The following is a 24,644-nucleotide window of genomic DNA, read 5'->3' as shown; positions in this document are numbered from 1 at the left end:
TATGCATGTGTTTCATGCACTGGCTTTTAACACACTGTTGAGTTCTCAAGAAACGGACGCGTACTTCCTCACCAGAACCCGTTCCCGGATCCTCGTTCAGAGGCGTTCATTTCGTCTTCTTAATCTTAGCAGGTCCGCCGATTTCGTGTCAAATCCGGAGACTTGAACAAATCGGACCAAACCTATCTAGGATTGGATGCCCCGCTTCCGAGGCAACCCTCGTAACTTACCGTGTCATCCGGCACCTGTCGAATCAACCGATTATTCGGCGTGCTTCGGGCGCCTGAGGACAACCCATGCCAAAGCGCGGTGAAGCGCCTCGACCGAGGTGGCTTGTCATCTCAAGGGGCTTGTCCCGGGGCCCGTCCGCCTGATCGGCGTCCGGCTCGCTCCGGGGACGAAGTGAAAGATTAGGTCGCGATCCGCGACACGTCAAATCGCCGGCCGGAGGCATGGCGGAACGCGGGGTGAAGGTGCTCGTCATGCGTGCCGCGCGAGCCATCGCCGACGAGGGCGGGCCACGGCCGGGGGGCGGTGATGGCTGAGGGAGGGAGTGATCGGCGAGCTCGGCGAGGGTGGGTTGGTAGGAGATGGGAGTGCAACCGGCTCGGGTGTGGCGAGGGCAGCGGTGTGGGGCGGCTCATCAGGGGTCTGCGGGCGGGGCGGGGCGCGGCAGGGGTTGGGTTGCCGGACTTGCTGCTCTGAGGTGCGGGGTTGTGTTGGCTTCGGGGCGTCGCGACGAAGGCAGTGACCGGCGCGTGGAGGCGGCGGTGAGGCAAGGGCGCCGACCAGCTCGATCGGACGGCTGCCGGGTTGAGAGTGCAGGGCGGGGGTTCGGAGGGGCGCGTATTCTGCCCCGGTGACCACTGCCGCCACAATTGCCCCTTCGGTCCAACCTGCGACCCGTCTGCGTTCCTCCGCCCCTTGGTGGATGGCTCTGGTCGCGGGGGCGGTGGCGTTCTCGGGGACGGGTGCGGCCACGCTGAACGGTGACGAGCTGGCCACCGTCAGCGCGGCTTCCCGGTCACTGGCGGGGTTGTGGGAGTTGGCCCGGCACATCGACGGGCACTTCCTGCCGTACTACCTGTTCATGCACTTCTGGGTGGAGGCCGGCACGGCCGAACTGTGGTTGCGACTGCCGTCGGCGGTGGCGATCGGGGTGGCGGCCTGGTTCCTCGCCGACCTCGGGAGGCGGCTGCACAGTGTGCGGGCGGGGGTGATCGGGGCGGCGCTGTTCGCGATCCTGCCGTCCGTTTCCTATTACGGGGCTTTCGCCAGGTCCTACGCGTTCGCGGCGGCCGCGGTGGTGTTCTCGTTCTGGGCGCTGCACCGGGCGGTGGAGCGTTCGAGCCGGGGGCGGTGGGTGGCGTACGGGGTGGCGGTGGCGCTGGTGTGCTGCACGCATCTGTTCGCGGTGCTGGCGCTCCCCGCGCACCTTGCCCTGGCGCGGCGTGGGCTGCTGATGCGGATGGGGGTGGCGCTGGGGATCGGAGGTCTGCCCGCGGTCGTGCTGGGACTGATCGGGTTCGGGGAGCGGCACGCGATCAGCTGGATCCCGCAGCGTGGGCCGGAGGTGTGGCTCAAGTTCCCGAAGATGGCGGCGGGCTCGGGCGCGGCCGGGGTGCTGCTGTTCGCGGTCGCGCTGGCCGGCGCGGTGGTCCTCTGGAAGTCGACGGCGCGCCGCGATCGGGTGCGAGAGGGCGGGCGCCGGTCGGCGGGTCCGGATCGGGTGCGGGGAGATGGTGACGGTTCCCCGGGGCCTGATCAGGTGTGGGGGGATGGTGACGGTTCGGCGGGGCGGGATGCCGTGTCCGGGGACGGGGGTCGGTGGGCTGTCGCGGGGGTGGGGTGGCTGGTGTTGCCGCCGCTGCTGCTGCTCGCGGTCTCGCAGCTGGTGACGCCGGCGTACGTGGACCGGTACCTGTTCGTGACGGCGCCCGCGCTGGCGTTGCTGGCGGGGGTAGCGGTGGCGGGGGTGCCGCGGTTCCCGGTGCCGGTGGGGGTGGCCCTCGTGCTGGTGGGGGGTCTGCTCGCGGCTTCCGACCATGTGACGGTACGCGAGGAGAACGGACGGTTCGAGAACATCCCTTGGGCGTTGCGGGTGGTCAGGGCCGAGCCGGGGGACGCGATCGTGTACGGGCAGAGCCAGCTCCGGGCCGGGTTCGACTACTACGCGGACGCGGCGATGCCGGACGACGTGCTGAAGACGGGTGACATGCCGGACGCCGACGGGTTCGGCTACCCCGAAAGGTCGGAGGTCGCGGCGGCGTTGAAGGGGCGCGAGCGGGTCTGGGTGGTGTGGCGGGGCACCAAGCAGGCGGGGTTGCAGGGCGACTCCGTGCCGCGGGTGGCACAGGTGAGACAGGCGGGGTTCGAGCCGGTGTCGGTCAAGCACTCGGCGGATCTTCCGGGGCTGACGGTGGCCCTGTTCGAACGGAAACCAGACCGGAAACCGGGGCGGCAGCCGGCGCGGACGTCAGCGCGGAGATGAGACAGGCGGGCCTCCCCGGGGCCCGCCTCGTCATGCGGAAAGTGAGCCTCGCCGGGCCCGCCCGGCCATGCGGAAGGCGGGCCCCGTGGGACCCGCCTTGCCGGTTCGGCTCAGGCGACCTCGACGCCGCCGATCGACTTCTTGCCGCGGCGCAGGACCATGAACCGGCCCGCCAGCAGGTCGGACGCCTCGGGCACGTATGCCTCGTCAGTGATCTTGATGTTGTTCAGGTAGGCGCCGCCCTCCTTGACCGCGCGCCTGGCCGCCGACTTCGACTCGACCAGCCCGCTGTCGGCCAGCAGGTCGACGAAGGTCGCGCCGAGCTCGGCGACGGTGGCCTTGGGGACCTCCGCCAGGGCGGCCTCCAGGGTGGAGCCGGGCAGGTCCTCCAGCGAGCCCTGTCCGAACAGCGCCTTCGACGCGGCCATGACCGCTTCCAGCTCGGCGCGGCCGTGGAGCAGCTCGGTGAGGTCTTCGGCCAGCGTGCGCTGGGCCTCGCGGGCGAAGGGGCGCTCGGCGACCGCCTTCTCCAGCTCTTCGATCTCCTCGCGGCTGCGGAACGTGAAGACCTTCAGGTAGTGGATCACGTCCCGGTCGTCGGAGTTGAGGAAGTACTGGTAGAAGGCGTACGGGGAGGTCATCTCGGGGTCGAGCCAGAGCGCGCCGCCCGCCGTCTTGCCGAACTTGGTGCCGTCGGCCTTGGTGATCAGCGGCTGGGTCAGGACGTGCACGTGCCCGCCCTCGATGCGGCGGATCAGGTCGGCGCCCGCCGTGATGTTGCCCCACTGGTCGCTGCCGCCGATCTGCAGGGTGCAGTTGTAGCGGCGGAACAGCTCCAGGTAGTCGTTGGACTGCAGGATCTGGTAGCTGAACTCTGTGTAGCTGAGCCCCTCCCCCGCGAGCCTGGCGGAGACCGACTCCCTGGCGAGCATGCGGTTGACCGGGAAGTGCTTGCCGATGTCGCGCAGGAAGTCGATGGCGCTCAGCTCACCGGTCCAGTCGAGGTTGCTGACCAGGCGGGCCGGGTTGGACTCCGCGTCGAAGTCGAGGAACTTGCCGACCTGGCCGCGCAGGCGCTCCACCCACTCGGCGACGATCTCGCTGGAGTTGAGCGAACGCTCGGTGTTGCGGCCGCTCGGGTCGCCGATCAGGCCCGTGGCCCCGCCGACCAGGCCGATCGGGTTGTGCCCGGCGAGTTGCAGGCGGCGCAGCGTGAGCAACGGCACGAAGTGGCCGATGTGCAGGGACGGCGCTGTGGGGTCGAAACCGGAGTAGACCGTGATCGGTGCCTTGGCCATGGACGCGCGCAGCGCGTCGAGGTCGGTGGACTGGGCGATCAATCCTCGCCACGCGAGGTCGTCGATGATGTCGGTCACGGTGATGTGGCTTCCCTGAGTCGGAGTCGGTGCCTTTAGCCTGCCCGATCGGTGTGCCGGCGCGCCACTTGGATACGCTCGGTGTCCATGTGGAGGGTCCGTCGCGAGCTGGCCGTTTTCAAGATCTTAGGGGCTCTGGCGTGCGCCGGGCTCGCCGTCTTCTGGTGGGTGGCCGGGGATGTGCGCGGGGTGATCCTCGCGGTGCCGGCGGCCGTGCTGGTGGGCGGGATGGGGCTGCGCGACGTACTGGTGCCGGTACGGCTGTCGGCCGACGCGGACGGGATCACGGTGGTGCACGGGTTCGCCGGCCGGCGGCACGTGCCATGGGCGGCGATCGAGGACGTCACGGTGGACGTGCGCAGGCGGTTCGGGCTGCGCAGCGAGATGCTGGAGATCGACACCGGCGACCACCTGCACGTCTTCAGCGCTCACGAGCTGGGCGTCTCCCCCACGGAGGTGGCCGCGGAGCTGCGCCGGCGCGGCACGTGAACGCGGTACGGCGAGACGGTCGGATCGCCGTCGATCCAGAACCGCCACGGGGTCTCCTTGGCGGTCGAGACGCCGGTGCGCGGGCCTGACCTGATCGTCCCGGGGTCGGCGGGCCGGCCTTCGAGCACGGCGGCCGACCCGTGGGGCAGGCCGGTGAGCCAGGTCGCGTGCTCCGTCCCCTGGCCGGTGAGCCAGGTGGCGTGCTGCGGTCCGGGGCCGGGATGCCCGGGGTCGCCAGGGTCGCCGAAGGTCCCGGTCAGGGGGCCCAGCGCGGCGGGTGAGCCTTCCCAGATCGCGTCGAGGCCGTTGTGCTCGCGCAGCAGGCCCAGCGCGACGGCCAGCCTGGCGGGGCCACGGGCGAGGTCACGGTCCGGCACCCGCCCGCCCCGGCTGCCCCGACCGCCCTGACCGCCCTGACCGCCCGTCGGGGCCCGGCCGGCGGTGGGGGTGCGGCGGGAGCGGGCCTCGTCCAGGCCGGCGACGATCTCGCCGGCGCGGACCAGCACGGCCGAGCCGTGGCCCTCGGGCAGGCAGACGAGGTTCGCGCAGAAGTGCATGCCGTAGGTGAAGTACACGTACAGGTGGCCGGGCGGGCCGAACATGACGGCGTTGCGGGGTGTCCTGCCGCGGTAGGTGTGGGCCGCCGGGTCCTCGCCGGGGCCGCCGTACGCCTCGACCTCGGTGAGGCGGACGGCGACCGGGCCATGCACGAGGACGCGTCCGAGCAGGTCGGGCGCGACCTCGTGCGAGGGCCGGTCGAAGAAACTCCGCGGCAGCGGCGCGGCGCTCAGCTGCCCGAGGCCCATGCCGCCTGCGCGTCGACCGCCTCGCGCAGGGCGATGAGCTGGTCGCGTACGCGGTCGGGCGCGGTGCCGCCGTGGGCCTTGCGGGCCGCCAGCGCGCCGGGCACGTTGAGCACGTCGCGGACGTCGGGCGTCAGGTGCGGCGAGACCTTGGCCAGCTCGTCGTCGGTCAGGTCGCCGAGGTCCTTGTCGTTGACCTGGCACCAGACCACCAGGTGGCCGACGGCCTCGTGCGCGTCGCGGAACGGCACGCCGCGCCGCACGAGCAGCTCGGCCAGGTCGGTGGCCAGGGCGAAACCGTCGGGCGCCGAGGCCTCCATGCGGGCGGTGTTGACGCGCATGGTCGCGACCAGGCCGGCCATGGCGGGCAGGACGAGCAGCAGCGTGTCGACCGAGTCGAACACCGGCTCCTTGTCCTCCTGCAGGTCGCGGTTGTAGGTCAGCGGCAGGCCCTTGAGCGTGGTGAGCATCGACATGAGGTTGCCGATCAGGCGGCCGGACTTGCCGCGGGCCAGCTCGGCGACGTCGGGGTTCTTCTTCTGGGGCATGATCGACGAGCCGGTGGAGTAGGCGTCGTCCATCTCGATCCAGCGGAACTCCTGCGAGGCCCACAGGACGATCTCCTCGCCCAGCCGCGACAGGTGCACGCCGATCATCGCCGCGTCGAACAGGAACTCGGCGGCGAAGTCGCGGTCGGCGACGGCGTCCATCGAGTTGGGCGCGGCGGCGGAGAAGCCGAGCTCCTCGGCCACGGCCTGCGGGTCGAGCGGCAGCGAGGAGCCGGCCAGGGCGCCGGAGCCGAGCGGGGAGACCGCGGCGCGCTTGTCCCAGTCGGTGAGGCGGTCGATGTCGCGGGTGAAGGCGTGCACGTGGGCCAGGAGCTGGTGGCCGAAGGAGACGGGCTGGGCGTGCTGCAGGTGCGTCATGCCCGGCGCGGCGGTCTCGGCGTGCTGCTCGGCCTGGGCCATCAGCGCGGTCTCCAGCTCGACCAGGCGGGAGACGATGCTGCGCACGTGGTCGCGGAGGTAGAGGCGCAGGTCGGTGGCGATCTGGTCGTTGCGGCTGCGGCCCGCGCGCAGCTTGCCGCCGAGCGAGCCGAGCCGCTCCAGCAGGCCGCGCTCCAGCGCGGTGTGCACGTCCTCGTCGGCCACGGTCGGGCGGAACTCGCCCGCCTTGCAGGCGGCCTCCAGGTCGTCGAGCGCGCCGATCATGCGCTCGAGCTCCTCGTCGCTCAGCAGCCCCGCCCTGTGCAGCACGCGGGCGTGCGCCCTGGACGCCGCCAGGTCGTACGGCACCAGCCGCCAGTCGAAGTGCACGCTCACCGACAGCCGGGCCAGCGCGTCGGACGGACCGCTCTCGAAGCGCCCGCCCCACAGCCGCATCGGCTTGCCATCACTCACCGTCATCTCCTCCATTTCCCACGCGACCATAGTGCAACTCAGCCCTTCTTGGTGTCAGGGGCGGCCGCGATCCCGGCGACCGGGTCAGCCACGCCGGTCCGCCACGCGCAGCAGCGCCTCCGCGACGGCCTGCCCGCCCGCCGGATCCCGGCTGATGACGAGGATCGTGTCGTCGCCCGCCACCGTGCCGAGGATCGACTCCCAGTCGGCGTGGTCGATGGCGGAGGCGAGGAACTGGGCGGCGCCCGGCGGGGTGCGGACCATGACCAGGTTGGCCGAGGCCTCGGCGGCCACCAGCAGCTCCTCGGCGATGCGGTGCAGGCGCGCCGCCGGGGTCTCGCCGCCGCCGGTCCTGGTGAGCGGGATGCGGTCGCCGCCCTCGCCGGGCAGCGCGTACACCAGGGAACCGTCGTCGGCGCGCAGCTTGAGCGCGCCGAGCTCGTCCAGGTCGCGGGAGAGGGTGGCCTGGGTGACCTCGACGCCGCTCTCGGCCAGCAGCTTGGCCAGCTCGGGCTGGGAGCGCACGGCCTTGCGCTGCAGCAGGTCGGTGATCTTCGCCTGCCGCCCGGCCTTGGTCATCGGGATGGTCATCCGCGGGTCACCAGCCAGTGGAGCAGGGCCTTCTGGGCGTGCAGCCGGTTCTCGGCCTGGTCCCACACGACGCTGGCCGGCCCGTCGAGGACGTCGGCGGTGATCTCCTTGCCCCGGTAGGCGGGCAGGCAGTGCAGGACGATCGCCTCGGGCGCGGCCTGCTCCAGCAGCCCGGCGTTCACCTGGTACGGCGAGAACGCGGCCGCCCGCTCCTCCTCGCCGCTCTGTCCCATCGACACCCACGTGTCGGTGGCGATCACGTGCGCCCCCTGGACGGCGGCGGCCGGGTCGGTCATCGCGACCACCGATCCGCCGGTCCTGGCCGCGACGGCGGCGGCCTGGCCGAGGATCACGGCGTCGGGCTGGTAGCCGGCCGGGGCGGCGATCCGGACGTGCATGCCGGCGGTGGCGCCGCCGAGCAGGTAGGAGTGGGCCATGTTGTTGGCGCCGTCGCCGACGTAGGTCAGCGTCAGCCCGGCCGTGCCGCCCAGCCGCTCACGGACGGTCTGCAGGTCGGCGAGGATCTGGCAGGGGTGGAAGTCGTCGGTGAGCGCGTTGACGACGGGCACCGCGGAGGCGGCGGCCATCTCCTCGACCAGCCGCTGCCCGGTGGTGCGCCACACGATGGCGGCCACCTGGCGGTCGAGCACGCGGGCGATGTCGGCGGTCGGCTCGCCCCTGCCCATCAGCACCGCGACGTTGTCCACGACGAGCGGCAGGCCACCGAGCTCGCCGATGCCGGTGTGGAAGGAGACGCGGGTGCGGGCCGAGGGTTTGTCGAACAGGACGGCGACGGTCTTCGGGCCCTCGAACGGCCGGTAGCCGAACCGGTCCTTCTTCATCGCGGCGGCCAGGTCGAGGACCTCCGCCTGCTCCTCGGGGCTCAGGTCGTCGTCCCTCAGGAAGTGTCTGACCTGCGCCGAGTCCGCGCGGTGCCTGGTCACGCCGACGCCTCCTCAAGGATGGCGGGGAACGCCTCGACGAAGGCGTTCACCTCCTCGTGGGTGACCACGAGCGGCGGCGCGAGGCGTACGGCGTCCGGCTGGAGGGCGTTGACCAGGAAGCCCGCCTCGGCGGCGGCCTGCTGCACCCGCGCGGAGCGCTCCTCCTTCAGGACCGCGGCCAGCCACAGGCCGCGCCCGCGCACGCCCTTCAGCAGCGGGTGGCGGACCGCCTCCAGGCCGCCGCGCAGCCCGGCGGCGACCGACTTGACGTGGTCGAGGTCGAGGTTGTCCAGCACGGCCAGCGCCGCCGCGCACGAGACCGGGTTGCCGCCGAACGTCGAGCCGTGGTCGCCCTTGTCGAACAGCCGGCCGGCCTCGCCGAACCCGACGCACGCGCCGATCGGCAGGCCGCCGCCGAGGCCCTTGGCCAGGGTCAGGATGTCGGGGGTGACGCCGTCGGCCTGGTGGGCGAACCAGTGGCCGGTACGGCCGATCGCCGACTGGATCTCGTCGGCGACCAGCAGCGCGCCGGTCGAGTCGCAGATCTCGCGGGCGGCCTCGAAGTAGCCCTCGGGCGGCGGGACGACGCCGGCCTCGCCCTGCGTCGGCTCCAGGAACACCGCGATGCAGTCGCCGGTCACCGCCTCCTTGAGCGCGTCGGCGTCGCCGTACGGGACGAAGCGCACGTCGACGGGGAACGGGCCGAACTGGTCGCGGATGGCCTTCTTGCCGGTCAGCGACAGGGCGCCGATCGTCCGGCCGTGGAAGCCGTTCTCGGCGGCCACGAAGTAGGAGCGGCCCTCGCGCCGGCCGTACTTGACGGCGAGCTTGTAGGCGGCCTCGTTGGCCTCGGTGCCGGAGTTGGCGAAGAAGATCCGGGCGGGCGCGTTGAGCAGGCCGAGCAGCCGCTCGGCGAGCAGCACCTCGGGCTCGTGCAGGAACAGGTTGCTGGTGTGGGCGAGCGTGGCGACCTGCTTGGAGACCGCCTCGACGAGGGCGGGGTGGGCGTGGCCGAGCGAGCTGACCGCGATGCCGCCGATGAAGTCGAGGTACTCCTTGCCGTCGACGTCCCAGACGCGGGTGCCCTCGCCGCGGGCCAGGGCGATCGGGGGGACGCCGTAGTTGGGCATGAACGCCTGCTCGAACCGCTCGTGGAGGCTCATGAGGGCATCACCATGGTTCCGATTCCTTCGTTGGTGAAGATTTCCAGCAGCATCGAGTGGGGCACGCGGCCGTCGAGGACGTGCGCCTGGGGCACTCCCCCGCGCACGGCGGTCAGGCACGCCTCCATCTTGGGCACCATGCCGCTGGACAGCGTGGGCAGCAGTTTCTCCAGCTCGTCGGCGTCGAGCTGGTCGATCACGTCGGTGTCATCGGGCCAGTTGGCGTACAGGCCCTCGACGTCGGTGAGGACGATCAGCTTCTGCGCGCCCAGCGCCACGGCCAGCGCGGCGGCCGCGGTGTCCGCATTCACGTTGTAGATCTCTCCGTCGGCGCCGGTGGCGACGCTGGAGACGACCGGGATGCGGCCGTCGTCGATCAGCGCGCGCACCGCGCCGGGATCGACCTTGACGATCTCGCCGACCTGGCCGATGTCCACCGGCTCGCCGTCGACGAGCGCGAGCTTGCGCTCGGCGGTGAACAGGCAGGCGTCCTCGCCGGACATGCCGACCGCGAACGGGCCGTGCCGGTTGACCAGGCCGACGATGTCGCGGCCCACCTGCCCGACCAGGACCATCCTGACGACCTGCATGGCCTCGGGCGTGGTGACGCGCAGGCCGGCGGTGAAGGTGGACTCGATGCCGTGTCTGTCCAGGGCGCTGCTGATCTGCGGGCCGCCGCCGTGGACGACGACCGGGCGCAGGCCGGCGTGGTGCAGGAACACGACGTCCTCGGCGAAGCCCTCCTTGAGGGACTCCTCGGTCATGGCGTTGCCGCCGTACTTGATGACGACGGTCGCGCCGTGGAAGCGGGTCAGCCAGGGCAGGGCCTCGATCAGCGCCTCGGCCTTGGTGGCCGCGGTGACGGCCCTCACGAGGAGTACGCCGAGTTCTCGTGGACGTACTCGGCGGTCAGGTCCGTGGTGTGGATCGTGGCGCTGTGGCGGCCGGCCGACAGGTCGATGGTGATCGTCACGTCCCGGGGGCGCATGTCGACCTTGGAGCGGTCGTCGCCGACGGAGCCGTCGCGGCAGATCCAGATGCCGTTGATGGCGACGTTGACGCGGTCGGGCTCGAAGGCGGCCTTCGTCGTGCCGACGGCGGCCAGGACGCGGCCCCAGTTGGGGTCCTCGCCGTGGATGGCGCACTTGAGCAGGTTGGATCGGGCGACGGTGCGGCCCACCTCGACGGCGTCGTCCTCGGAGGCGGCGCCGACGACCTCGACGGCGATCGCCTTGGAGGCGCCTTCGGCGTCCACGAGCAGCTGCCTGGCCAGGTCGGCGCAGACCTCCTGCACCTTCTGCCCGAACTCGGCCAGGTCGGGCCTGACCCCGGCGGCGCCGCTGGCCAGCAGCAGCACGGTGTCGTTGGTGGACATGCAGCCGTCGGAGTCGAGCCGGTCGAAGGTCGTCGCCGTGGCGGCGCGCAACGCCGTGTCGAGCTCCTCGCTGGTCAGGTCGGCGTCGGTGGTGATCACGCAGAGCATGGTGGCCAGGGCGGGGGCGAGCATGCCGGCGCCCTTGGCCATGCCGCCGACCATGTAGCCGTCGGCCCGCTTGAAGGAGATCTTGGACACGGTGTCGGTGGTGCGGATGGCGTCGGCCGCGGCCAGGCCGCCGTCGCGGGAGAGCTGGCCCGCGGCGGTCTGGACGCCGGTCAGCAGGGCCTCCATCGGCAGCCGCTCGCCGATCAGGCCGGTGGAGCAGACCGCGATCTCGCCGGCGCTGTCGCCGATGACCTCGGCGACCTTCTCGGCGGTGGCGTGGGCGTCCTGGAAGCCCTCGGGGCCGGTGCAGGCGTTGGCGCCGCCGGAGTTGAGCACCACCGCGCGCAGCCGCCCGCCCGCCAGGACCTGCTGCGACCAGAGCACGGGGGCGGCCTTGACGCGGTTGGCGGTGAAGACGCCCGCGGCGGCGCGGCCGGGCCCGTCGTTGACGACGAGGGCCAGGTCACGGGCGTCGCCCGACTTGATGCCGGCGGCGATGCCCGCGGCCCGGAAGCCCAGTGGGGCGGTGACACTCATGGAGCAACTCCTGTCAGGGGAAGGCCGAGCTCTTCCGGCAGGCCGAGGGCGAGGTTGACGCTCTGGACCGCGCCACCGGCCGTGCCCTTGGTGAGGTTGTCGATGGCGATGACGGCGACCACGCGGCCGGCGCGCTCGTCGAGCGTCACCTGGAGGGCGGCGGTGTTGGCGCCGTACGTCATGGAGGTGGCCGGCCAGACGCCCTCGGGCAGGAGCCGGACGAACGGCTCGGCCTTCAGCGCGACCTCGTAGGCGGTGCGCAGCGACTCGCGGGTGAGGCCGGGGGCGGCGGGGGCGGTGCAGGTGGCCAGGATGCCGCGGCTCATGGGGGCCAGGGTGGGGGTGAAGGAGACGCGTACGGGGGCGCCGGCGACGGCGGACAGCCCCTGCTCCATCTCGGGGGTGTGGCGGTGGACGCCGCCCACGCCGTACGCGCTGACCGAGCCCATGACCTCGCTGCCCAGCAGGTGGGGCTTGGCCGCCTTGCCCGCGCCGCTGGTGCCGCTGGCGGCCACCACGACGACGTCGGGACCGGCCAGGCCCGCGGCGAAGGCGGGCCACAGGGCCAGCAGCACCGAGGTCGGGTAGCAGCCGGGGACGGCGACGCGCCGGGCCGTCCGCAGCACGTCGCGCTGGCCGGGCAGCTCGGGCAGGCCGTAGGGCCAGGTGCCGGCGTGGTCGCCGCCGTAGAACTCCTGCCAGGCCGCGGGGTCGGCGAGCCGGTGGTCGGCGCCGCAGTCGACCACGATCGTGTCCTCGCCGAGCTCGGCGGCGACGGCGGCCGAGTGGCCGTGCGGCAGCGCGAGGAAGACCACGTCGTGCCCGGCGAGCACGCCCGGCGTGGTCTCCTCCAGGACGCGGTCGGCGAGCTGCGGCAGGTGCGGCTGGTGGGCGCCGAGCAGGCTGCCGGCGCTGGAGGCCGCGGTGAGCGCGCCGATCTCGAACTCGGGATGGCCGAGCAGGAGGCGGAGCAGCTCACCTCCGGCGTAGCCGCTGGCTCCCGCGATCGCTGCTCTCATCCGGCCCTCCTGCATAACTATGCACCCTATCTCATGACCTTGCTTGTGAAGATGATGCACTCAAGAGGATGATTATGCAAGCTGGGACGGGCCGCGCCGGTGACAGAGGCATGTCCCAGTCCTTTCCAGGCCAATCCCAAGTGGGGGGCGGGATGCTGCCGGGCATGAGCGACTTCCTGCCCGATCTCACCTTCGTCACCCCGTCGCGCGGGCCCGGTCCCGGGCCGTTCGGGCGCGCCGTCATCGTGCTGCTGTGGGTGGGGATCTGCGTGCTGCCGGCGGTGCTGTCGGTCCAGGACTTCCGGCTGGCCACCGGGCGGACCGGCACGCCGGGGACGCTGACCGTGCTCTCCTGCGCCGACCTGGGCAAGGGGCGTTACGACTGCAAGGGCCGCTTCACGCCCGACTCCGGCGGGCCGTCCGTCCCGGTGGACGCCTCGCCCGACTCCGCGGCGGGCGACGTGACGCGGGCGCAGCTGACGCCCGAGGGCGACCGGGCGGCGCCGGCCGGGACCAGGGGTGTGCTGGCCGCGATGGCCCTGCCCGCCGTGGGGCTGGGCGGCATCGGGTTCCTGCCCTACGTGCTGCTCTACTGGGCCGGGGCGGGGCGGCGGGCCAGGCGGGCGGCCGTGGCGGCGGGCGGCGTGGTCACCGCCGCCGGGGCGCTGCTGATGGTCGTGGGGGTGGTGGCGGCCTACTCGTGAGGCCGCCACCGGGGGCTCACCTGAGGAAGGCGGCGGCGACGCCCGCGTCCACCGGGACGTGCAGGCCCGTGGTGTGGGTCAGGTCGGAGCCGGCGAGCGCGTAGACCGCGGCGGCCACGTGCTCGGGCAGGACCTCGCGCTTGAGCAGGGTGCGCCGGGCGTAGAACTCGCCCAGGCGCTCCTCCTCCACGCCGTACACCGCCGCGCGGTTGGCGCCCCAGCCGGAGGCGAAGATGCCCGAGCCGCGCACCACGCCGTCGGGGTTCACGCCGTTGACGCGGACGCCGTGCTCGCCCAGTTCGGCGGCCAGCAGGCGGACCTGGTGGGCCTGGTCGGCCTTGGCCGCGCCGTAGGCGACGTTGTTCGGCCCGGCGAAGACGGCGTTCTTGGAGGAGATGTAGACGATGTCCCCGCCCATCGCCTGGTCGATCAGCACCCGGGCGCATTCGCGGGAGACCAGGAACGAGCCCCGCGCCATCACGTCGTGCTGCAGGTCCCAGTCGTCCAGGCTGGTCTCCAGCAGGGAGCGCGACAACGACAGGCCGGCGTTGTTCACCACCAGGTCCACGCCGCCGAAGGCGAGCACGGCGGCCCGTACGGCGGCCACCACCTGCTCCTCGAAGGTGACGTCCACCTCCACGGCCACCGCGACGTCGGACGCCCGGTACGCCCCGGCGCCGATCTCGGCGGCCACCTTCCCGGCGGCGGCCGGGTCGCGGTCGGCGAGCACCACGCACGCGCCCTCGGCGGCCAGCCGCCGCGCGGTCGCCGCGCCGATGCCCGAGCCCGCGCCGGTGACCAGCGCCACCCGCCCGGCCAGCGGCTTCGGCTTCGGCATCCGGCGCAGCTTGGCCTCCTCCAGCTCCCAGTACTCGATCCGGAACTTCTCCGACTCCGGGATGGGCGCGTAGGCGGAGACGGACTCGGCGCCGCGCATGACGTTGATCGCGTTGACGTAGAACTCGCCGGCCACGCGGGCGGTCTGCTTGTCCTTGCCGAAGGAGAACATGCCGACGCCGGGCACCAGCACGATCGCCGGGTCCGCGCCGCGCATCGGCGGCGAGTCCGGGGTGGCGTGGCGCTCGTAGTAGGCGGTGTAGTCGGCGCGGTAGGCGGCGTGCAGCTCGCGCAGCCGGGCGACCGCCTGGTCCAGGGGCGCGTCCGGCGGCAGGTCCAGGACCAGCGGGGCGACCTTGGTACGCAGGAAGTGGTCGGGGCAGGACGTGCCGAGCGCGGCCAGGCGCGGGTGCTCGGCGCGGGAGAGGAAGTCCAGCACCTCCGGGGTGCCGGTGTAGTGGCCGACCTGCCGCGCGTCGGACGAGGCCAGCCCGCGCACGACCGGGAACAGCGCGGCGGCCCGCGCGTGCCGTTCGCCCTCGGGCAGCGGCTCGTGCAGCACCGGCCCGAACGGGTCGGGGCGGCCGTTGGCGGCCAGGTACTGCTCGGCGGTGCGGATGATCTCCAGGGAGCGGGCCTCGCACTCCTGCGAGGTGGCGCCCCAGGCGGTGATGCCGTGGCCGCCGAGCACGCAGCCGATGGCCTCCGGGTTGGCCTCCTTGACGGCGGCGATGTCCAGGCCGAGCTGGAAGCCGGGCCGCCGCCACGGCACCCACACCACGCGGTCGCCGAAGATCCGCCGGGTCAGCTCCTCGCCGTCGCGGGCGGTGGCCAGGGCGATCCCGGCGTCGGGGTGCAGGTGGTCCACGTGCGCGGCCTCGACCAGGCCGTGCATGGCGGTGTCGATCGAGGGGGCGGCGCCGCCCCTGCCGTGCAGGCAGTAGTCGAAGGCGGCGACCATCTCGTCCTCGCGCTCGACGCCGGGGTGGACGGCGGCGAGCGCGCGCAGGCGGTCCAGGCGCAGGACGGCCAGGCCCGCCTCCTTGAGCGTGCCGAGGTCGCCGCCCGAGCCCTTGACCCAGAGCAGGTCGACGTCCTGGCCGGTGACCGGGTCGGGGGCGCGGCCCTTGGCGGAGGTGTTGCCGCCGGCGAAGTTGGTGTTGCGCGGGTCGGCGCCCAGGCGGTGGGAGCGGTCCAGCAGTTCGTTGATGACGTCCATGGTGGTCAGGCCCCCCAGCCGGCCTGCGTGCCGCCGACGCGCTCGGCAGCGATTTTCTCGAAATATCCGGACTTGGCGTATGCGGCCATCGGGTCGGGCGCGAGGCCCGCCTCCGCGCGCAGCTCGGCGAGCAGCGGCCGCACGTCGGTGTTGTAGGCGTCCATGAGCACGGCGTTCGCGCCCAGCACGTCTCCCCCGGCCTGGGCGGCGGCCAGCGCGTCCCGGTCGACGAGCAGCGCCTTGGCCGTGGCCTCCTGGACGTTCATGACCGAGCGGATCTGGCCGGGGATCTTGGGCTCGATGTTGTGGCACTGGTCGAGCATGAACGCCACGCCCGCCGCCAGCCCGCCGCCGCGCACGACCTCGTACATGATGCGGAAGAGCTGGAACGGGTCGGCCGCGCCCACCATGAGGTCGTCGTCGGCGTAGAAGCGGGAGTTGAAGTCGAAGCCGCCGAGCTTCCCCTCGCGCAGCAGGAACGCCACGATGAACTCGATGTTGACGCCCGGCGCGTGGTGGCCGGTGTCCACGACGACCTGCGCCTTGGGGCCGAGCCTCAGGCAGTGGGCGTAGGCGGTGCCCCAGTCGGGCACGTCGGTGGTGTAGAAGGCGGGCTCGAACAGCTTGTACTCCAGCAGGAAGCGCTGCCCCTCGCCGAGCCGGGCGTACACCGCGGACAGGGCCTCGGCCAGGCGGTCCTGGCGGGTGCGGATGTCGTCCTGGCCGGGGTAGTTGGTGCCGTCGGAGAACCAGAGCTTGAGGGTGGCCGAGCCGGTGGCGTCCATGATGTCCACGCACTCCAGCAGGTGCGCCAGCGCCTTGCGGCGGACCGCCGGGTCGGGGTTGGTGACGCTGCCGAGCATGTAGGCGTCGTCCTGGAAGACGTTGGAGTTGATCGCGCCGATGCCGACGCCGAGCTCGCGGGCGTGGGCGGCCAGGTGGCCGTAGTCGGCCACCTTGTCCCAGGGGATGTGCAGGGCGACCGTGGGCGCGACGCCGGTGTGGGCGTGCACCTGGGCGGCGTCGGCCAGTTTCTCGTACGGGTCGCGCGGCACGCCCCGCTGCGCGAACACCTTGAACCGGGTGCCGCTGTTGCCGTACGCCCACGACGGCGTCTCGATGTGCAGCGCGCGCAGGGCGGCCTTGAGGTCAGTGGTCATGACTCCCCGATCAGTCCAGGTGGAACACTTCGTCCAGCGGCCGCATGCCCTCGTCGGGCCGGCCGTCGAGGTCTTCGAAGAAGGGCGCCATCTCGGCCTGCCAGCGGGCGTTGACCTCGGTGGCGGCCATCGCCTTCCTGGCGGCCTCGAAGTCGGCGGTCTCCAGGTAGCCGACCAGCAGGCCGTCGTCGCGCAGGAAGAGCGAGTAGTTGTGCCAGCCGGCGCCGCGCAGCGCGTCGAGCATGTCCGGCCAGACGGCCCGGTGGCGTTCGCGGTACTCCGCCAGCCGCTCGGGACGGACCTTGAGCAGGAAGCAGACGCGTCGCACGGTCACCCCTCTTCAAAACGTTTTAATCTGTCGCGGAGGAAACTACGATCACACGGGGACGCTGTCAATGCGTCCGGCGCCGCCAGATCGGCAGGACTGGCCAACCTCGCCGTTGGTACGTTTTAATGTGGCGCCATGGCCATGGTCAGCATCAAGGACGTCGCCGCCCGCGCCGGCGTCTCCCCCGGGACGGTCTCCAACGTCCTGAACAGACCGGCGAAGGTCGCCCCGGCGACCCGCGAACGGGTGGAGGCCGCGATCCGCGAGCTCGGCTTCGTCCGGCACGGCTCGGCCTCGACCCTGCGCGCCGGCCACAGCAGGACGATCGGGCTGAGCGTCATCGACATCGGCAACCCGTTCTTCACCGAGGTCGCCGCCGGGGTCGAGGACGTCGCCAGCGAGCTGGGCTACGCGGTGATCCTCGGCAACTCGGCCGGCTCCCCGGGCAAGGAGGAGCGCAATCTGGGCGTGCTGGCCGAGCAGCGGGTGCGCGGCGTGCTGATCACCCCGTCCGGCGAGGACCCGGCCCGGCTGGACCGGCTGCGCGAGCGCGGCATCAGCGTCGTGCTCGTCGACCATCCGGCCCACCGGCCCGACCAGTGCGCGGTCGCGGTGGACGACGTCGCGGGCGGCCGGGCCGCGGTGGCGCACCTGCTGGCCAGGGGCGGGCACGGGGGTGCGGCCGGTGTCGCGTACGTGAGCGGGCCGCTGACCGTGCGCCAGTGCGCCGAGCGGCGGCGGGGGGCGGTGGAGGCGCTGGCGGCGGCCGGGCTCGACCCCGCCTCGCTGCGGGTGGTCGAGGTGGCCGCGATGACCGCCCGCGCGGGCGAGAAGGCCGCGGCCGACCTGATGGCGGACGGCCTGCCCGGGGCCGTGTTCTGCGCCAACGACCTGCTCGCGCTGGGCGTGCTGCGGGCCCTGCTGCGCGCCGGGGTGCGGGTGCCCGAGGACGTGGCGCTGATGGGCTACGACGACATCGAGTTCGCCGCGGCCTCGGCCGTGTCACTCAGCTCGATGCGGCAGCCGACGTACCAGCTCGGCCGCATCGCCACCGAGCTGCTGCTGGACGAGTGCGACAACCCGGACGAGCACGCCCACCAGCACATCATGTTCCAGCCCGAACTGGTCGCGAGGGAGTCCACCCAATGAGCAGATTCGCCGCCGTGGACCTGGGCGCCTCCAGCGGCCGGGTGCTGGTCGCCGACCTGTCGGACGGGCTCGCCACGTCCGTGGTCCACCGCTTCCCCAACGGCCCGGTCCGCCTGGCCGGCCGCCTCCACTGGGACGTCCTGGGCCTCTACCGCGAGATCCTCGCCGGTCTGCGCGCGGCCGGGCCGGTCACCTCGATCGGGGTCGACTCGTGGGCCGTCGACTACGGCCTGCTCGACGAGACCGGCGCGCTGCTCGGCAACCCGGTCCACTACCGCGACGACCGTACGCGGGGGGTGGCCGGGCAGGTGGCCGAGCTGATCGGGGCCGAGGCGCTGTACGCGGTGTCCGGGCTGCAGGTGCTCCCGTTCAACACCGTCTACCAGCTCCTGGCCGACCGGCTCGACGGGGCCGCGACGATGTTGCTCGTTCCCGACCTGATCGGCTACTGGCTGACCGGCGAGATCGGCGCGGAGGTGACCAACGCCTCGACCACCGGCCTGCTCGACGTGCGCACCCGGTCCTGGGCGGTGCCGCTGATCGACCGGTTGGGTCTGCCCGAGGGGATCTTCCCCCGGCTGCGGCAGCCGGGCGAGCCGATCGGCGGGGTGCGCCGCGACGTCGCGGCGGAGATCGGTTTCTCGGCGCCGGTGCGGGCGGTGGCCTCGCACGACACCGCCTCGGCCGTGGCCGCCGTGCCGGCCGCCGGGCCCGCGTTCGCCTACGTCTCGTGCGGCACCTGGTCGCTGGCCGGGGTGGAGTTGCCCGCCCCCGTGCTCAGTGAGGCGGGCCGGGCGGCCAACTTCACCAACGAGGCCGGGATCGACGGCACGGTCCGCTACCTGCGCAACGTCATGGGGCTGTGGCTGTTGCAGGAGTGCCTGCGGGCCTGGCCCGGCTCCTCGCTCGACGACCTGCTGGCGGCGGCGGCGCGCGAACGTCCCTTCGCCGCCGTGGTGGACCCCGACCTGCCGGTGTTCCTGCCGCCGGGCGACATGCCCGCGCGGATCGCCGCCGAGTGCCGCCGCACCGGGCAGCGGCCGCCCTCGACGCCCGCGGGCTTCGTGCGCTGCGTGCTGGAGAGCCTGGCGCTCGGGCACCGCAACGCGATCCGGCAGGCGATGGAGCTGTCGGGTCGCGAGGTGGAGGTCGTGCACCTGGTGGGCGGCGGGTCGCGCAACGAGCTGCTGTGCCGGTTCACCGCCGACGCCTGCGGGCTGCCGGTCGTGGCCGGGCCGGCCGAGGCGACCGCGCTCGGCAACGTCCTGGTGCAGGCGCGGGCGGCCGGGCTGGTCGCCGACCTGGCCGGGATGCGCGCGCTGGTGGCCGCCACGCACGAGTTGCGCCGGTACGAGCCCTCCGGCGACGCCGCCGCCTGGGCGGAGGCCGCCGCCCGCCTGGCCTGACGCCCAACTGTCCCCCAAGTACGCCTTTGACCTGGGACTTCGGGTTTCCTCCTGCCTGCGAGGGGGAGGACCGGGACCGGGGGGCACGGGCGCCGGGGGGAACGATGCCGAGCAAGGAGCGGGTGCTGCGGCTGCTGTCGCAGGGGCTGGACTACGCCGAGATCGCCAGGTTGCTGGGCGTGCCCGCGGGGCGCGCGTACCTGATCGCGACGGGCGTGCCGGCCGACGGGAGCGACGCGGTGGCGCGCCGGCGGGGACGGCCCGGCCTGCTGGCCGGGCGTACCCAGCACCTGGTCAACCCGCGCGAGGTAGGGCCGGTCGAGCGCGGCGACGTGCGCGCCTGGATGCGCGAGCGGGCCTGGAGCGACCGGCGCATGCGCCGGACGGGCGCGTGAGCGGCATGGGGTTCTCCTGGCCGCTGCTGCGGCAGCTCACCGGCAAGGACAAGCTCGGCCGGGCGGCCGCGGTGAAGTCGCCGCGCACGGGCGCGCACCCGGCCCGGACGGCCGCCGCCGACCGCGTGGTCAAGTCGGTGTGCCCGTACTGCGCGGTGGGCTGCGCCCAGAACGTCTACGTCCGTGATGAGAAGGTCGTGCACATCGAGGGCGACCCCGACTCCCCGATCAGCAGGGGCCGGCTGTGCCCGAAGGGCGCCTCCAGCCTCCAGCTCACCACCGGCGAGGACCGGCTGCGCAAGGTCCTGTACCGCCCGCCGTACGCCGCCGATTGGCAGGAGCTCGACCTGGAGAGCGCCATGGACATGGTGGCCGACCGGATCATCGCCACCCGCCGGGCGACCTGGGAGTGGGAGAACAACGGCCGCCGGGTGGCCCGCACGATGGGCATCGCCAGCCTGGGCGGCGCGACGCTGGACAACGAGGAGAACTACCTCATCAAGAAGCTGCTCACCGCGCTCGGCGTGGTGCAGATCGAGAACCAGGCGCGGGTGTGCCACAGCTCGACCGTGGTGGGTCTCGGCACGTCGTTCGGGCGCGGCGGGGCCACGACGTTCCTGCAGGACCTGCAGCACTCCGACTGCGTGCTGATCCAGGGGTCGAACTTCGCCGAGGCGCATCCGGTCGGGTTCCAGTGGGTGATGGAGGCCAAGGCCCGCGGCGCGGTGGTCATCCACGTGGACCCGCGGTTCACCCGGACCAGCGCGCTGGCCGACCTGCACGTGCCGATCAGGGCGGGCTCGGACGTGGCCTTCCTCGGCGCGATCGTCAACCACGTGCTGGAGAACGAGCTGTTCTTCCGCGACTACGTCCTGCACTACACCAACGCGGCGACCATCCTGCGCGAGGACTACCGCGACGCCGAGGACCTCGACGGCCTGTTCTCCGGCTTCGACGCCGAGCACCGCTGCTACGAGGACGACACCTGGCAGTACGAGGGCATGCACACCGTCGCCGCCTCCGGCGAGCGGGACGAGGACTACGACCGCCCGGCGGGCAGCATGCCGGCCGGGCGCGCCGAGGTGCAGGGCGGCACCGGCGTCCCGCTCGGCGGCGAGCCGCGGCGCGACGAGACGCTGCGGCACCCGCGCTGCGTGCTGCAGGTGCTGCGCCGCCACTTCGCCCGCTACACGCCCGAGATGGTCCAGCAGGTGTGCGGGGTGCCGCCGGAGCTGTTCGCCCAGGTGTGCCGCCACCTGACGGAGAACTCGGGGCCGGAGAGGACCGCCGAGTTCGTCTACGCGGTGGGCTGGACGCAGCACAGCGACGGCGCCCAGTTCATCCGCACGGCCAGCATCCTGCAGCTCCTGCTCGGCAACATCGGCCGCCCCGGCGGCGGCATCCAGGCGCTGCGCGGGCACGCCAGCATCCAGGGCTCCAGCGACATCCCGACGTTGTTCAACCTGCTGCCCGGCTACATCCCGATGCCGCACGCCCACGAGCACGAGAAGATGCGCGACTTCCTGCGCGCCGACGCCTCCTGCCGCGGCTTCTGGGCCAACATGCCCGCCTACCTGGTGAGCCTGCTCAAGGCGTGGTGGGGGCCGGCGGCCACGCGCGACAACGACTTCCGCTTCGACTACCTGCCGCGCCTGACCGGCTCGCACAGCACGTACGACACGGTGCTGGCGCAGCTCGACGGCACCTGCAAGGGCTACCTGCTGCTCGGCGAGAACCCGGCCGTGGGCTCGGCCAACGCCCGGATGCAACGCCTGGGCATGGCCGAGCTCGACTGGCTGGTGGTGCGCGACCTCAACCTGATCGAGAGCGCCACCTGGTGGAAGAACGGCCCCGAGATCGAGACGGGCGAGCTGGCCACGTCCGAGATCGGCACCGAGGTGTTCTTCTTCCCCGCCGCGGCCCACACCGAGAAGAGCGGCAGCTTCACCAACACCAACCGCTGGCTGCAGTGGCACCACCGGGCCGTCGAGCCGGACGGCGACGCGCGCAGCGACCTGTGGTTCATGTACCACCTCGGGCGGATCATCCGGCAGAAGCTGGCCGGCTCCGCCGACCCGATGGACCGGCCCCTGCTCGACCTCACCTGGGACTACCCCGTCGAGGGCGAGACGGCCGAGCCGGTCGCCGAGGCGGTGCTCGCCGAGATCAACGGCTGGGACGCCGAGGGCCGGCCGCTCGACGGCTACACCCAGCTCAAGGACGACGGCTCGACGGTGTGCGGCTGCTGGATCTACTGCGGCGTGTACGCCGGCGGCGTCAACCGGGCCGCCCGCCGCAGGCCGGCCGCCGAGCAGGACTGGGTGGCCGCCGAGTGGGCGTGGGCGTGGCCGGCCAACCGGCGGGTGCTCTACAACCGGGCCTCGGCCGCGCCGAACGGCCGTCCGTGGAGCGAGCGCAAGAAGCTCGTCTGGTGGGACGAGGGCGCCGGCCGCTGGACCGGTCTCGACGTGCCGGACTTCGAGGAGCGCAAACCGCCGTCCTACCGGCCCGAGCCGGGGGCGCAGGGCCCTGCGGCGTTGTCGGGCATCGACCCGTTCATCATGCAGGCCGACGGCAAGGGCTGGCTGTTCGCCCCCTCGGGCGTGGTGGACGGCCCGCTGCCCAGCCACTACGAGCCCCAGGACTCGCCGGTCGCCAACCCGCTCTACGGGCGGCAGCGCAACCCGGCCCGCAAGCTCTACCGGCACGAGGACAACCGTTACCAGCCGAGCGGGGCCGAGCCGGGCGCGTCGGTCTACCCGTACGTGGTGACCACGTACCGGCTGACCGAGCACTTCACGGCGGGGGGCATGAGCCGGCACACGCCGTACCTGGCCGAGCTGCAGCCGGAGATGTTCTGCGAGGTCTCGCCCGAGCTGGCCGCCGAGCGCGGGCTCGTGCACGGCGAGTGGGCCACGATCATCACCGCGCGCAGCGCCATCGAGGCCCGCGTGCTGGTCACCGACCGGATGGCGCCGCTGCACCTGGACGGCAAGGTCCTGCACCAGATCGGGCTACCCTTCCACTTCGGCCCCAACGGCCTGGCCACCGGCGACGCGGCCAACGAGCTGTCGGCCATCTCGCTCGACCCCAACTCCCACATCCAGGAGGTCAAGGCCCTGTCGGCGGACATCCGTCCGGGGCGCAGGCCGCGCGGCCCGGCCCTGCCGGAGCTGGTGCTGGCCTACCGGCGGCGGGCGGGCGTGACCGAGGACACCGGAACGGAGGTGTGAGCCGTGGCCTTCGACCTCGACCGGGCGCCGCTCGACGCCGGCTACGACGACCCGCCCAGGCGTATGGGCTTCTTCACCGACACCAGCGTCTGCATCGGGTGCAAGGCGTGCGAGGTGGCCTGCAAGGAGTGGAACGAGGTGCCGGAGGACGGCCTGCTGTTCACCGGCATGTCCTACGACAACTCCGTCGGGCTCGGCGCCGACACCTGGCGGCACGTGGCGTTCGTCGAGCAGCGCAAGCCGCTGGGCCACCAGGAGACCGGCGCCCGTGACCTGGACTTCCGCTGGCTGATGGCCTCCGACGTGTGCAAGCACTGCACGCACGCGGCCTGCCTCGACGTCTGCCCGACCGGCTCGCTGTTCCGCACCGAGTACGGGACGGTCGTCGTCCAGGAGGACGTCTGCAACGGGTGCGGCTACTGCGTGCCCGCCTGCCCGTTCGGGGTGATCGGCAGGCGCGCGGAGACCGGCACGGCCGCCAAGTGCACGATGTGCTACGACCGGCTGGAGGTCGGCCAGGAGCCGGCCTGCGCCAAGACGTGCCCGACGGACTCCATCCAGTTCGGCGAGCTGGACGAGCTGCGCGAGCGCGCCGACCGCCGGCTGGAGCAGGTGCGCGCGGCGGGCGTGTCCTCGGCCCGCCTGTACGGCCACGACCCGGCCGACGGCGTGGGCGGCACCGGCGCCTTCTTCCTGCTGCTGGACGAGCCCCAGGTGTACGGCCTGCCGCCGGACCCCGTGGTGACCACCGCGGACCTGCCGTCGATGTGGCGGCACGCCGGCGCGGCGGCCCTGGTCCTGCTGGCCGGGATGGCCGCCGCGGCGGCCTGGAGGAGGGGCAGATGAGCAACCAGACCGACGTGCGCCTGGACGACGCGCCCGGCCTGCGCACAGAGCGCGAGGCCACGCCCGGCTCGGCGGGCCGCGGCAGCCGCTCCCTGCGGCCGCCCGAGCCGGAGGCTGATTCCTACTACGGCCTGCCGGTCCTGAACAGCACGCCCTGGAGCGACCACGACATCGCCGGCTACCTGTTCCTCGGCGGCCTGGCCGGCGCGTCCTCCACGCTGGCCGCCGCCGCCGAGCTGACCGGACGCCCGGCGCTGGCCCGCGCCGCCAAGGTCGCCGCCCTGGGCGCGGTCGGCGGCTCGCTGTACGCGCTGATCCACGACCTGGGCAAGCCGTCGCGCTTCCTGAACATGTTGCGGGTGTTCAAGGTGACCTCGCCGATGAGCGTCGGCACCTGGATCCTGACCGCGTACGGGCCGCAGGCCGGGCTGGCCGCGTTCACCGGGGTGACCGGGCTGTTCCCCCGGCTGGGCCGGGCGGCCACCGTGGGGGCCGGGCTGACCGGGCCGGCGCTGGCCACCTACACCGCCGCGCTGATCTGCGACACCGCCGTCCCGGCCTGGCACGACGGGTTCAGGGAGATGCCGTTCCTGTTCGCGGGCTCGGCCGCCGCGTCGGCGGGCGGGCTCGGCATGCTGGCGGCGCCGGTCGCGCAGGCGGCCCCGGCCCGGCGGGCGGCGGTGCTGGGGGCGGCCCTGGAGTGCGCGGCGGCCGTCCGCATGGAACGCCGGATGGGCCTGACCGCCGAGCCGCTGCGGCGCAGCCGCCTGCTCAGGGCGGGCCAGGCGCTGTCGGTCGCGGGCGCCCTGCTCGGTCAGGGCCTGGGCGGTCGCAGCCGGGTCGCGGCGGTGGCCGCGGGGGCGGCCCTGCTGGCCGGGTCGGTGTGCACCCGGTTCGGGATCTTCCACGCCGGGACGGCCTCGGCGTGCGACCCCCGGTACACCGTCGAGCCGCAACGCCGGCGGCTCGCCACGTCGAGAGCGGAGCGTGATCTGTCATGAGAAGAGTCGCCGAGTACCTGCCGTTCATGGGCATCGTGCTGGTCGTCTGCACGGCGTCCTGGATCGCGGG

The 24,644-nt window shown here is 72.9% G+C and carries 21 protein-coding genes; 9 read left to right on the top strand and 12 right to left on the bottom strand.

All coding sequences use genetic code 11. The features are described from left to right. Positions 1 to 931: 931 nt before the first annotated feature. Positions 932 to 2,491: a glycosyltransferase family 39 protein gene (locus tag ABZ444_RS38960; RefSeq protein ID WP_358008488.1), complete on the top strand. Its 1,560-nt coding sequence runs from the start codon at positions 932 to 934 to the stop codon at positions 2,489 to 2,491. A gap of 110 nt (positions 2,492 to 2,601) precedes the next feature. Here ABZ444_RS38960 and tyrS read toward each other — a convergent pair whose 3' ends face one another. Then, the gene (gene tyrS / locus ABZ444_RS38955) at positions 2,602 to 3,867 is read right to left on the bottom strand and encodes a tyrosine--tRNA ligase (protein ID WP_358008485.1); all 1,266 of its coding nucleotides are present in this window, start codon (positions 3,865 to 3,867) and stop codon (positions 2,602 to 2,604) included. An 87-nt stretch (positions 3,868 to 3,954) separates the two neighbouring features. Here tyrS and ABZ444_RS38950 point away from each other — a divergent pair, with 87 nt between their 5' ends. Then, positions 3,955 to 4,356, top strand: coding sequence for a PH domain-containing protein (locus ABZ444_RS38950; RefSeq protein WP_352330053.1), 402 nt, complete (start codon positions 3,955 to 3,957; stop codon positions 4,354 to 4,356). Here ABZ444_RS38950 and ABZ444_RS38945 read toward each other — a convergent pair. The 8 genes from ABZ444_RS38945 to argC all read right to left on the bottom strand — a co-directional run bounded on the left by ABZ444_RS38945 (position 4,296) and on the right by argC (position 12,296). Then, positions 4,296 to 5,162 carry a DNA-3-methyladenine glycosylase gene (locus tag ABZ444_RS38945; protein WP_358008482.1) on the bottom strand — a complete coding sequence of 289 codons (867 nt, stop codon included), beginning with the start codon at positions 5,160 to 5,162 and terminating at the stop codon, positions 4,296 to 4,298. The genes ABZ444_RS38950 and ABZ444_RS38945 overlap by 61 nt on opposite strands. Continuing rightward, positions 5,144 to 6,565, bottom strand: coding sequence for an argininosuccinate lyase (gene argH / locus ABZ444_RS38940; RefSeq protein WP_358008479.1), 1,422 nt, complete (start codon positions 6,563 to 6,565; stop codon positions 5,144 to 5,146). The genes ABZ444_RS38945 and argH overlap by 19 nt, the downstream gene beginning before the upstream one ends. 78 nt (positions 6,566 to 6,643) lie before the next feature. Next, on the bottom strand, positions 6,644 to 7,150 hold the full coding sequence (locus ABZ444_RS38935) for an arginine repressor (RefSeq protein ID WP_358008477.1): 507 nt from the start codon (positions 7,148 to 7,150) through the stop codon (positions 6,644 to 6,646). Next, entirely contained in the window at positions 7,147 to 8,094 is a 948-nt protein-coding gene (argF, locus tag ABZ444_RS38930) for an ornithine carbamoyltransferase (protein WP_358008473.1), read from the bottom strand. The genes ABZ444_RS38935 and argF overlap by 4 nt, the downstream gene beginning before the upstream one ends. After that, a complete protein-coding gene (locus tag ABZ444_RS38925) occupies positions 8,091 to 9,257 on the bottom strand; it encodes an acetylornithine transaminase (protein ID WP_358008470.1) in 1,167 nt (388 codons plus the stop codon). The genes argF and ABZ444_RS38925 overlap by 4 nt, the downstream gene beginning before the upstream one ends. Beyond that, positions 9,254 to 10,129: an acetylglutamate kinase gene (gene argB / locus ABZ444_RS38920; protein WP_358008467.1), complete on the bottom strand. Its 876-nt coding sequence runs from the start codon at positions 10,127 to 10,129 to the stop codon at positions 9,254 to 9,256. Before argB ends, ABZ444_RS38925 begins: the two co-directional genes overlap by 4 nt. Then, on the bottom strand, positions 10,126 to 11,277 hold the full coding sequence (gene argJ / locus ABZ444_RS38915; protein WP_358008464.1) for a bifunctional glutamate N-acetyltransferase/amino-acid acetyltransferase ArgJ: 1,152 nt from the start codon (positions 11,275 to 11,277) through the stop codon (positions 10,126 to 10,128). The genes argB and argJ overlap by 4 nt, the downstream gene beginning before the upstream one ends. Beyond that, complete coding sequence (argC, locus tag ABZ444_RS38910) at positions 11,274 to 12,296, bottom strand: N-acetyl-gamma-glutamyl-phosphate reductase (protein ID WP_358008461.1); 1,023 nt, start codon at positions 12,294 to 12,296, stop codon at positions 11,274 to 11,276. The genes argJ and argC overlap by 4 nt, the downstream gene beginning before the upstream one ends. Positions 12,297 to 12,460: 164 nt before the next feature. Between argC and ABZ444_RS38905 the strand changes: the two genes are divergently transcribed. Beyond that, positions 12,461 to 13,000 (top strand): hypothetical protein, encoded by a 540-nt coding sequence (locus ABZ444_RS38905; RefSeq protein ID WP_358008459.1) that lies wholly within the window; start codon positions 12,461 to 12,463, stop codon positions 12,998 to 13,000. A gap of 16 nt (positions 13,001 to 13,016) precedes the next feature. On the opposite strand, the gene ABZ444_RS38900 is transcribed toward ABZ444_RS38905, so the two are convergent. From ABZ444_RS38900 to ABZ444_RS38890, 3 genes are read right to left on the bottom strand one after another with little or no spacing between them, the layout of a single operon-like run. Next, positions 13,017 to 15,056 (bottom strand): bifunctional aldolase/short-chain dehydrogenase, encoded by a 2,040-nt coding sequence (locus ABZ444_RS38900; RefSeq protein WP_358008456.1) that lies wholly within the window; start codon positions 15,054 to 15,056, stop codon positions 13,017 to 13,019. Between the two features lie 5 nt (positions 15,057 to 15,061). Next, on the bottom strand, positions 15,062 to 16,216 hold the full coding sequence (rhaI, locus tag ABZ444_RS38895) for an L-rhamnose isomerase (protein WP_358008453.1): 1,155 nt from the start codon (positions 16,214 to 16,216) through the stop codon (positions 15,062 to 15,064). Positions 16,217 to 16,226: 10 nt separating this feature from the next. Next, entirely contained in the window at positions 16,227 to 16,544 is a 318-nt protein-coding gene (locus ABZ444_RS38890; protein ID WP_358008450.1) for an L-rhamnose mutarotase, read from the bottom strand. A gap of 135 nt (positions 16,545 to 16,679) precedes the next feature. On the opposite strand from ABZ444_RS38890, the gene ABZ444_RS38885 reads away from it, so the two are divergent. The 6 genes from ABZ444_RS38885 (at position 16,680) to nrfD (ending at position 24,574) form a co-directional block, all read left to right on the top strand. Continuing rightward, on the top strand, positions 16,680 to 17,693 hold the full coding sequence (locus tag ABZ444_RS38885; RefSeq protein ID WP_358008447.1) for a substrate-binding domain-containing protein: 1,014 nt from the start codon (positions 16,680 to 16,682) through the stop codon (positions 17,691 to 17,693). Beyond that, positions 17,690 to 19,099 carry a rhamnulokinase family protein gene (locus ABZ444_RS38880; protein WP_358008444.1) on the top strand — a complete coding sequence of 470 codons (1,410 nt, stop codon included), beginning with the start codon at positions 17,690 to 17,692 and terminating at the stop codon, positions 19,097 to 19,099. Before ABZ444_RS38885 ends, ABZ444_RS38880 begins: the two co-directional genes overlap by 4 nt. 104 nt (positions 19,100 to 19,203) lie before the next feature. Next, entirely contained in the window at positions 19,204 to 19,494 is a 291-nt protein-coding gene (locus tag ABZ444_RS38875; protein WP_358008442.1) for a hypothetical protein, read from the top strand. 5 nt (positions 19,495 to 19,499) lie between these two features. Beyond that, on the top strand, positions 19,500 to 22,727 hold the full coding sequence (gene fdh / locus ABZ444_RS38870; protein ID WP_358008499.1) for a formate dehydrogenase: 3,228 nt from the start codon (positions 19,500 to 19,502) through the stop codon (positions 22,725 to 22,727). A 63-nt stretch (positions 22,728 to 22,790) separates the two neighbouring features. After that, positions 22,791 to 23,573 carry a 4Fe-4S dicluster domain-containing protein gene (locus tag ABZ444_RS38865; RefSeq protein ID WP_358008497.1) on the top strand — a complete coding sequence of 261 codons (783 nt, stop codon included), beginning with the start codon at positions 22,791 to 22,793 and terminating at the stop codon, positions 23,571 to 23,573. Continuing rightward, positions 23,570 to 24,574: an NrfD/PsrC family molybdoenzyme membrane anchor subunit gene (gene nrfD / locus ABZ444_RS38860; protein ID WP_358008439.1), complete on the top strand. Its 1,005-nt coding sequence runs from the start codon at positions 23,570 to 23,572 to the stop codon at positions 24,572 to 24,574. The genes ABZ444_RS38865 and nrfD overlap by 4 nt, the downstream gene beginning before the upstream one ends. Positions 24,575 to 24,644: the final 70 nt, after the last annotated feature.

This window comes from Nonomuraea sp. NPDC005730 (assembly GCF_040630865.1).
Classification (GTDB): domain Bacteria; phylum Actinomycetota; class Actinomycetes; order Streptosporangiales; family Streptosporangiaceae; genus Nonomuraea.
The sequence above is the reverse complement of the archived record's forward strand: the minus strand, read 5'-3'. Positions and strand labels throughout refer to the sequence as shown.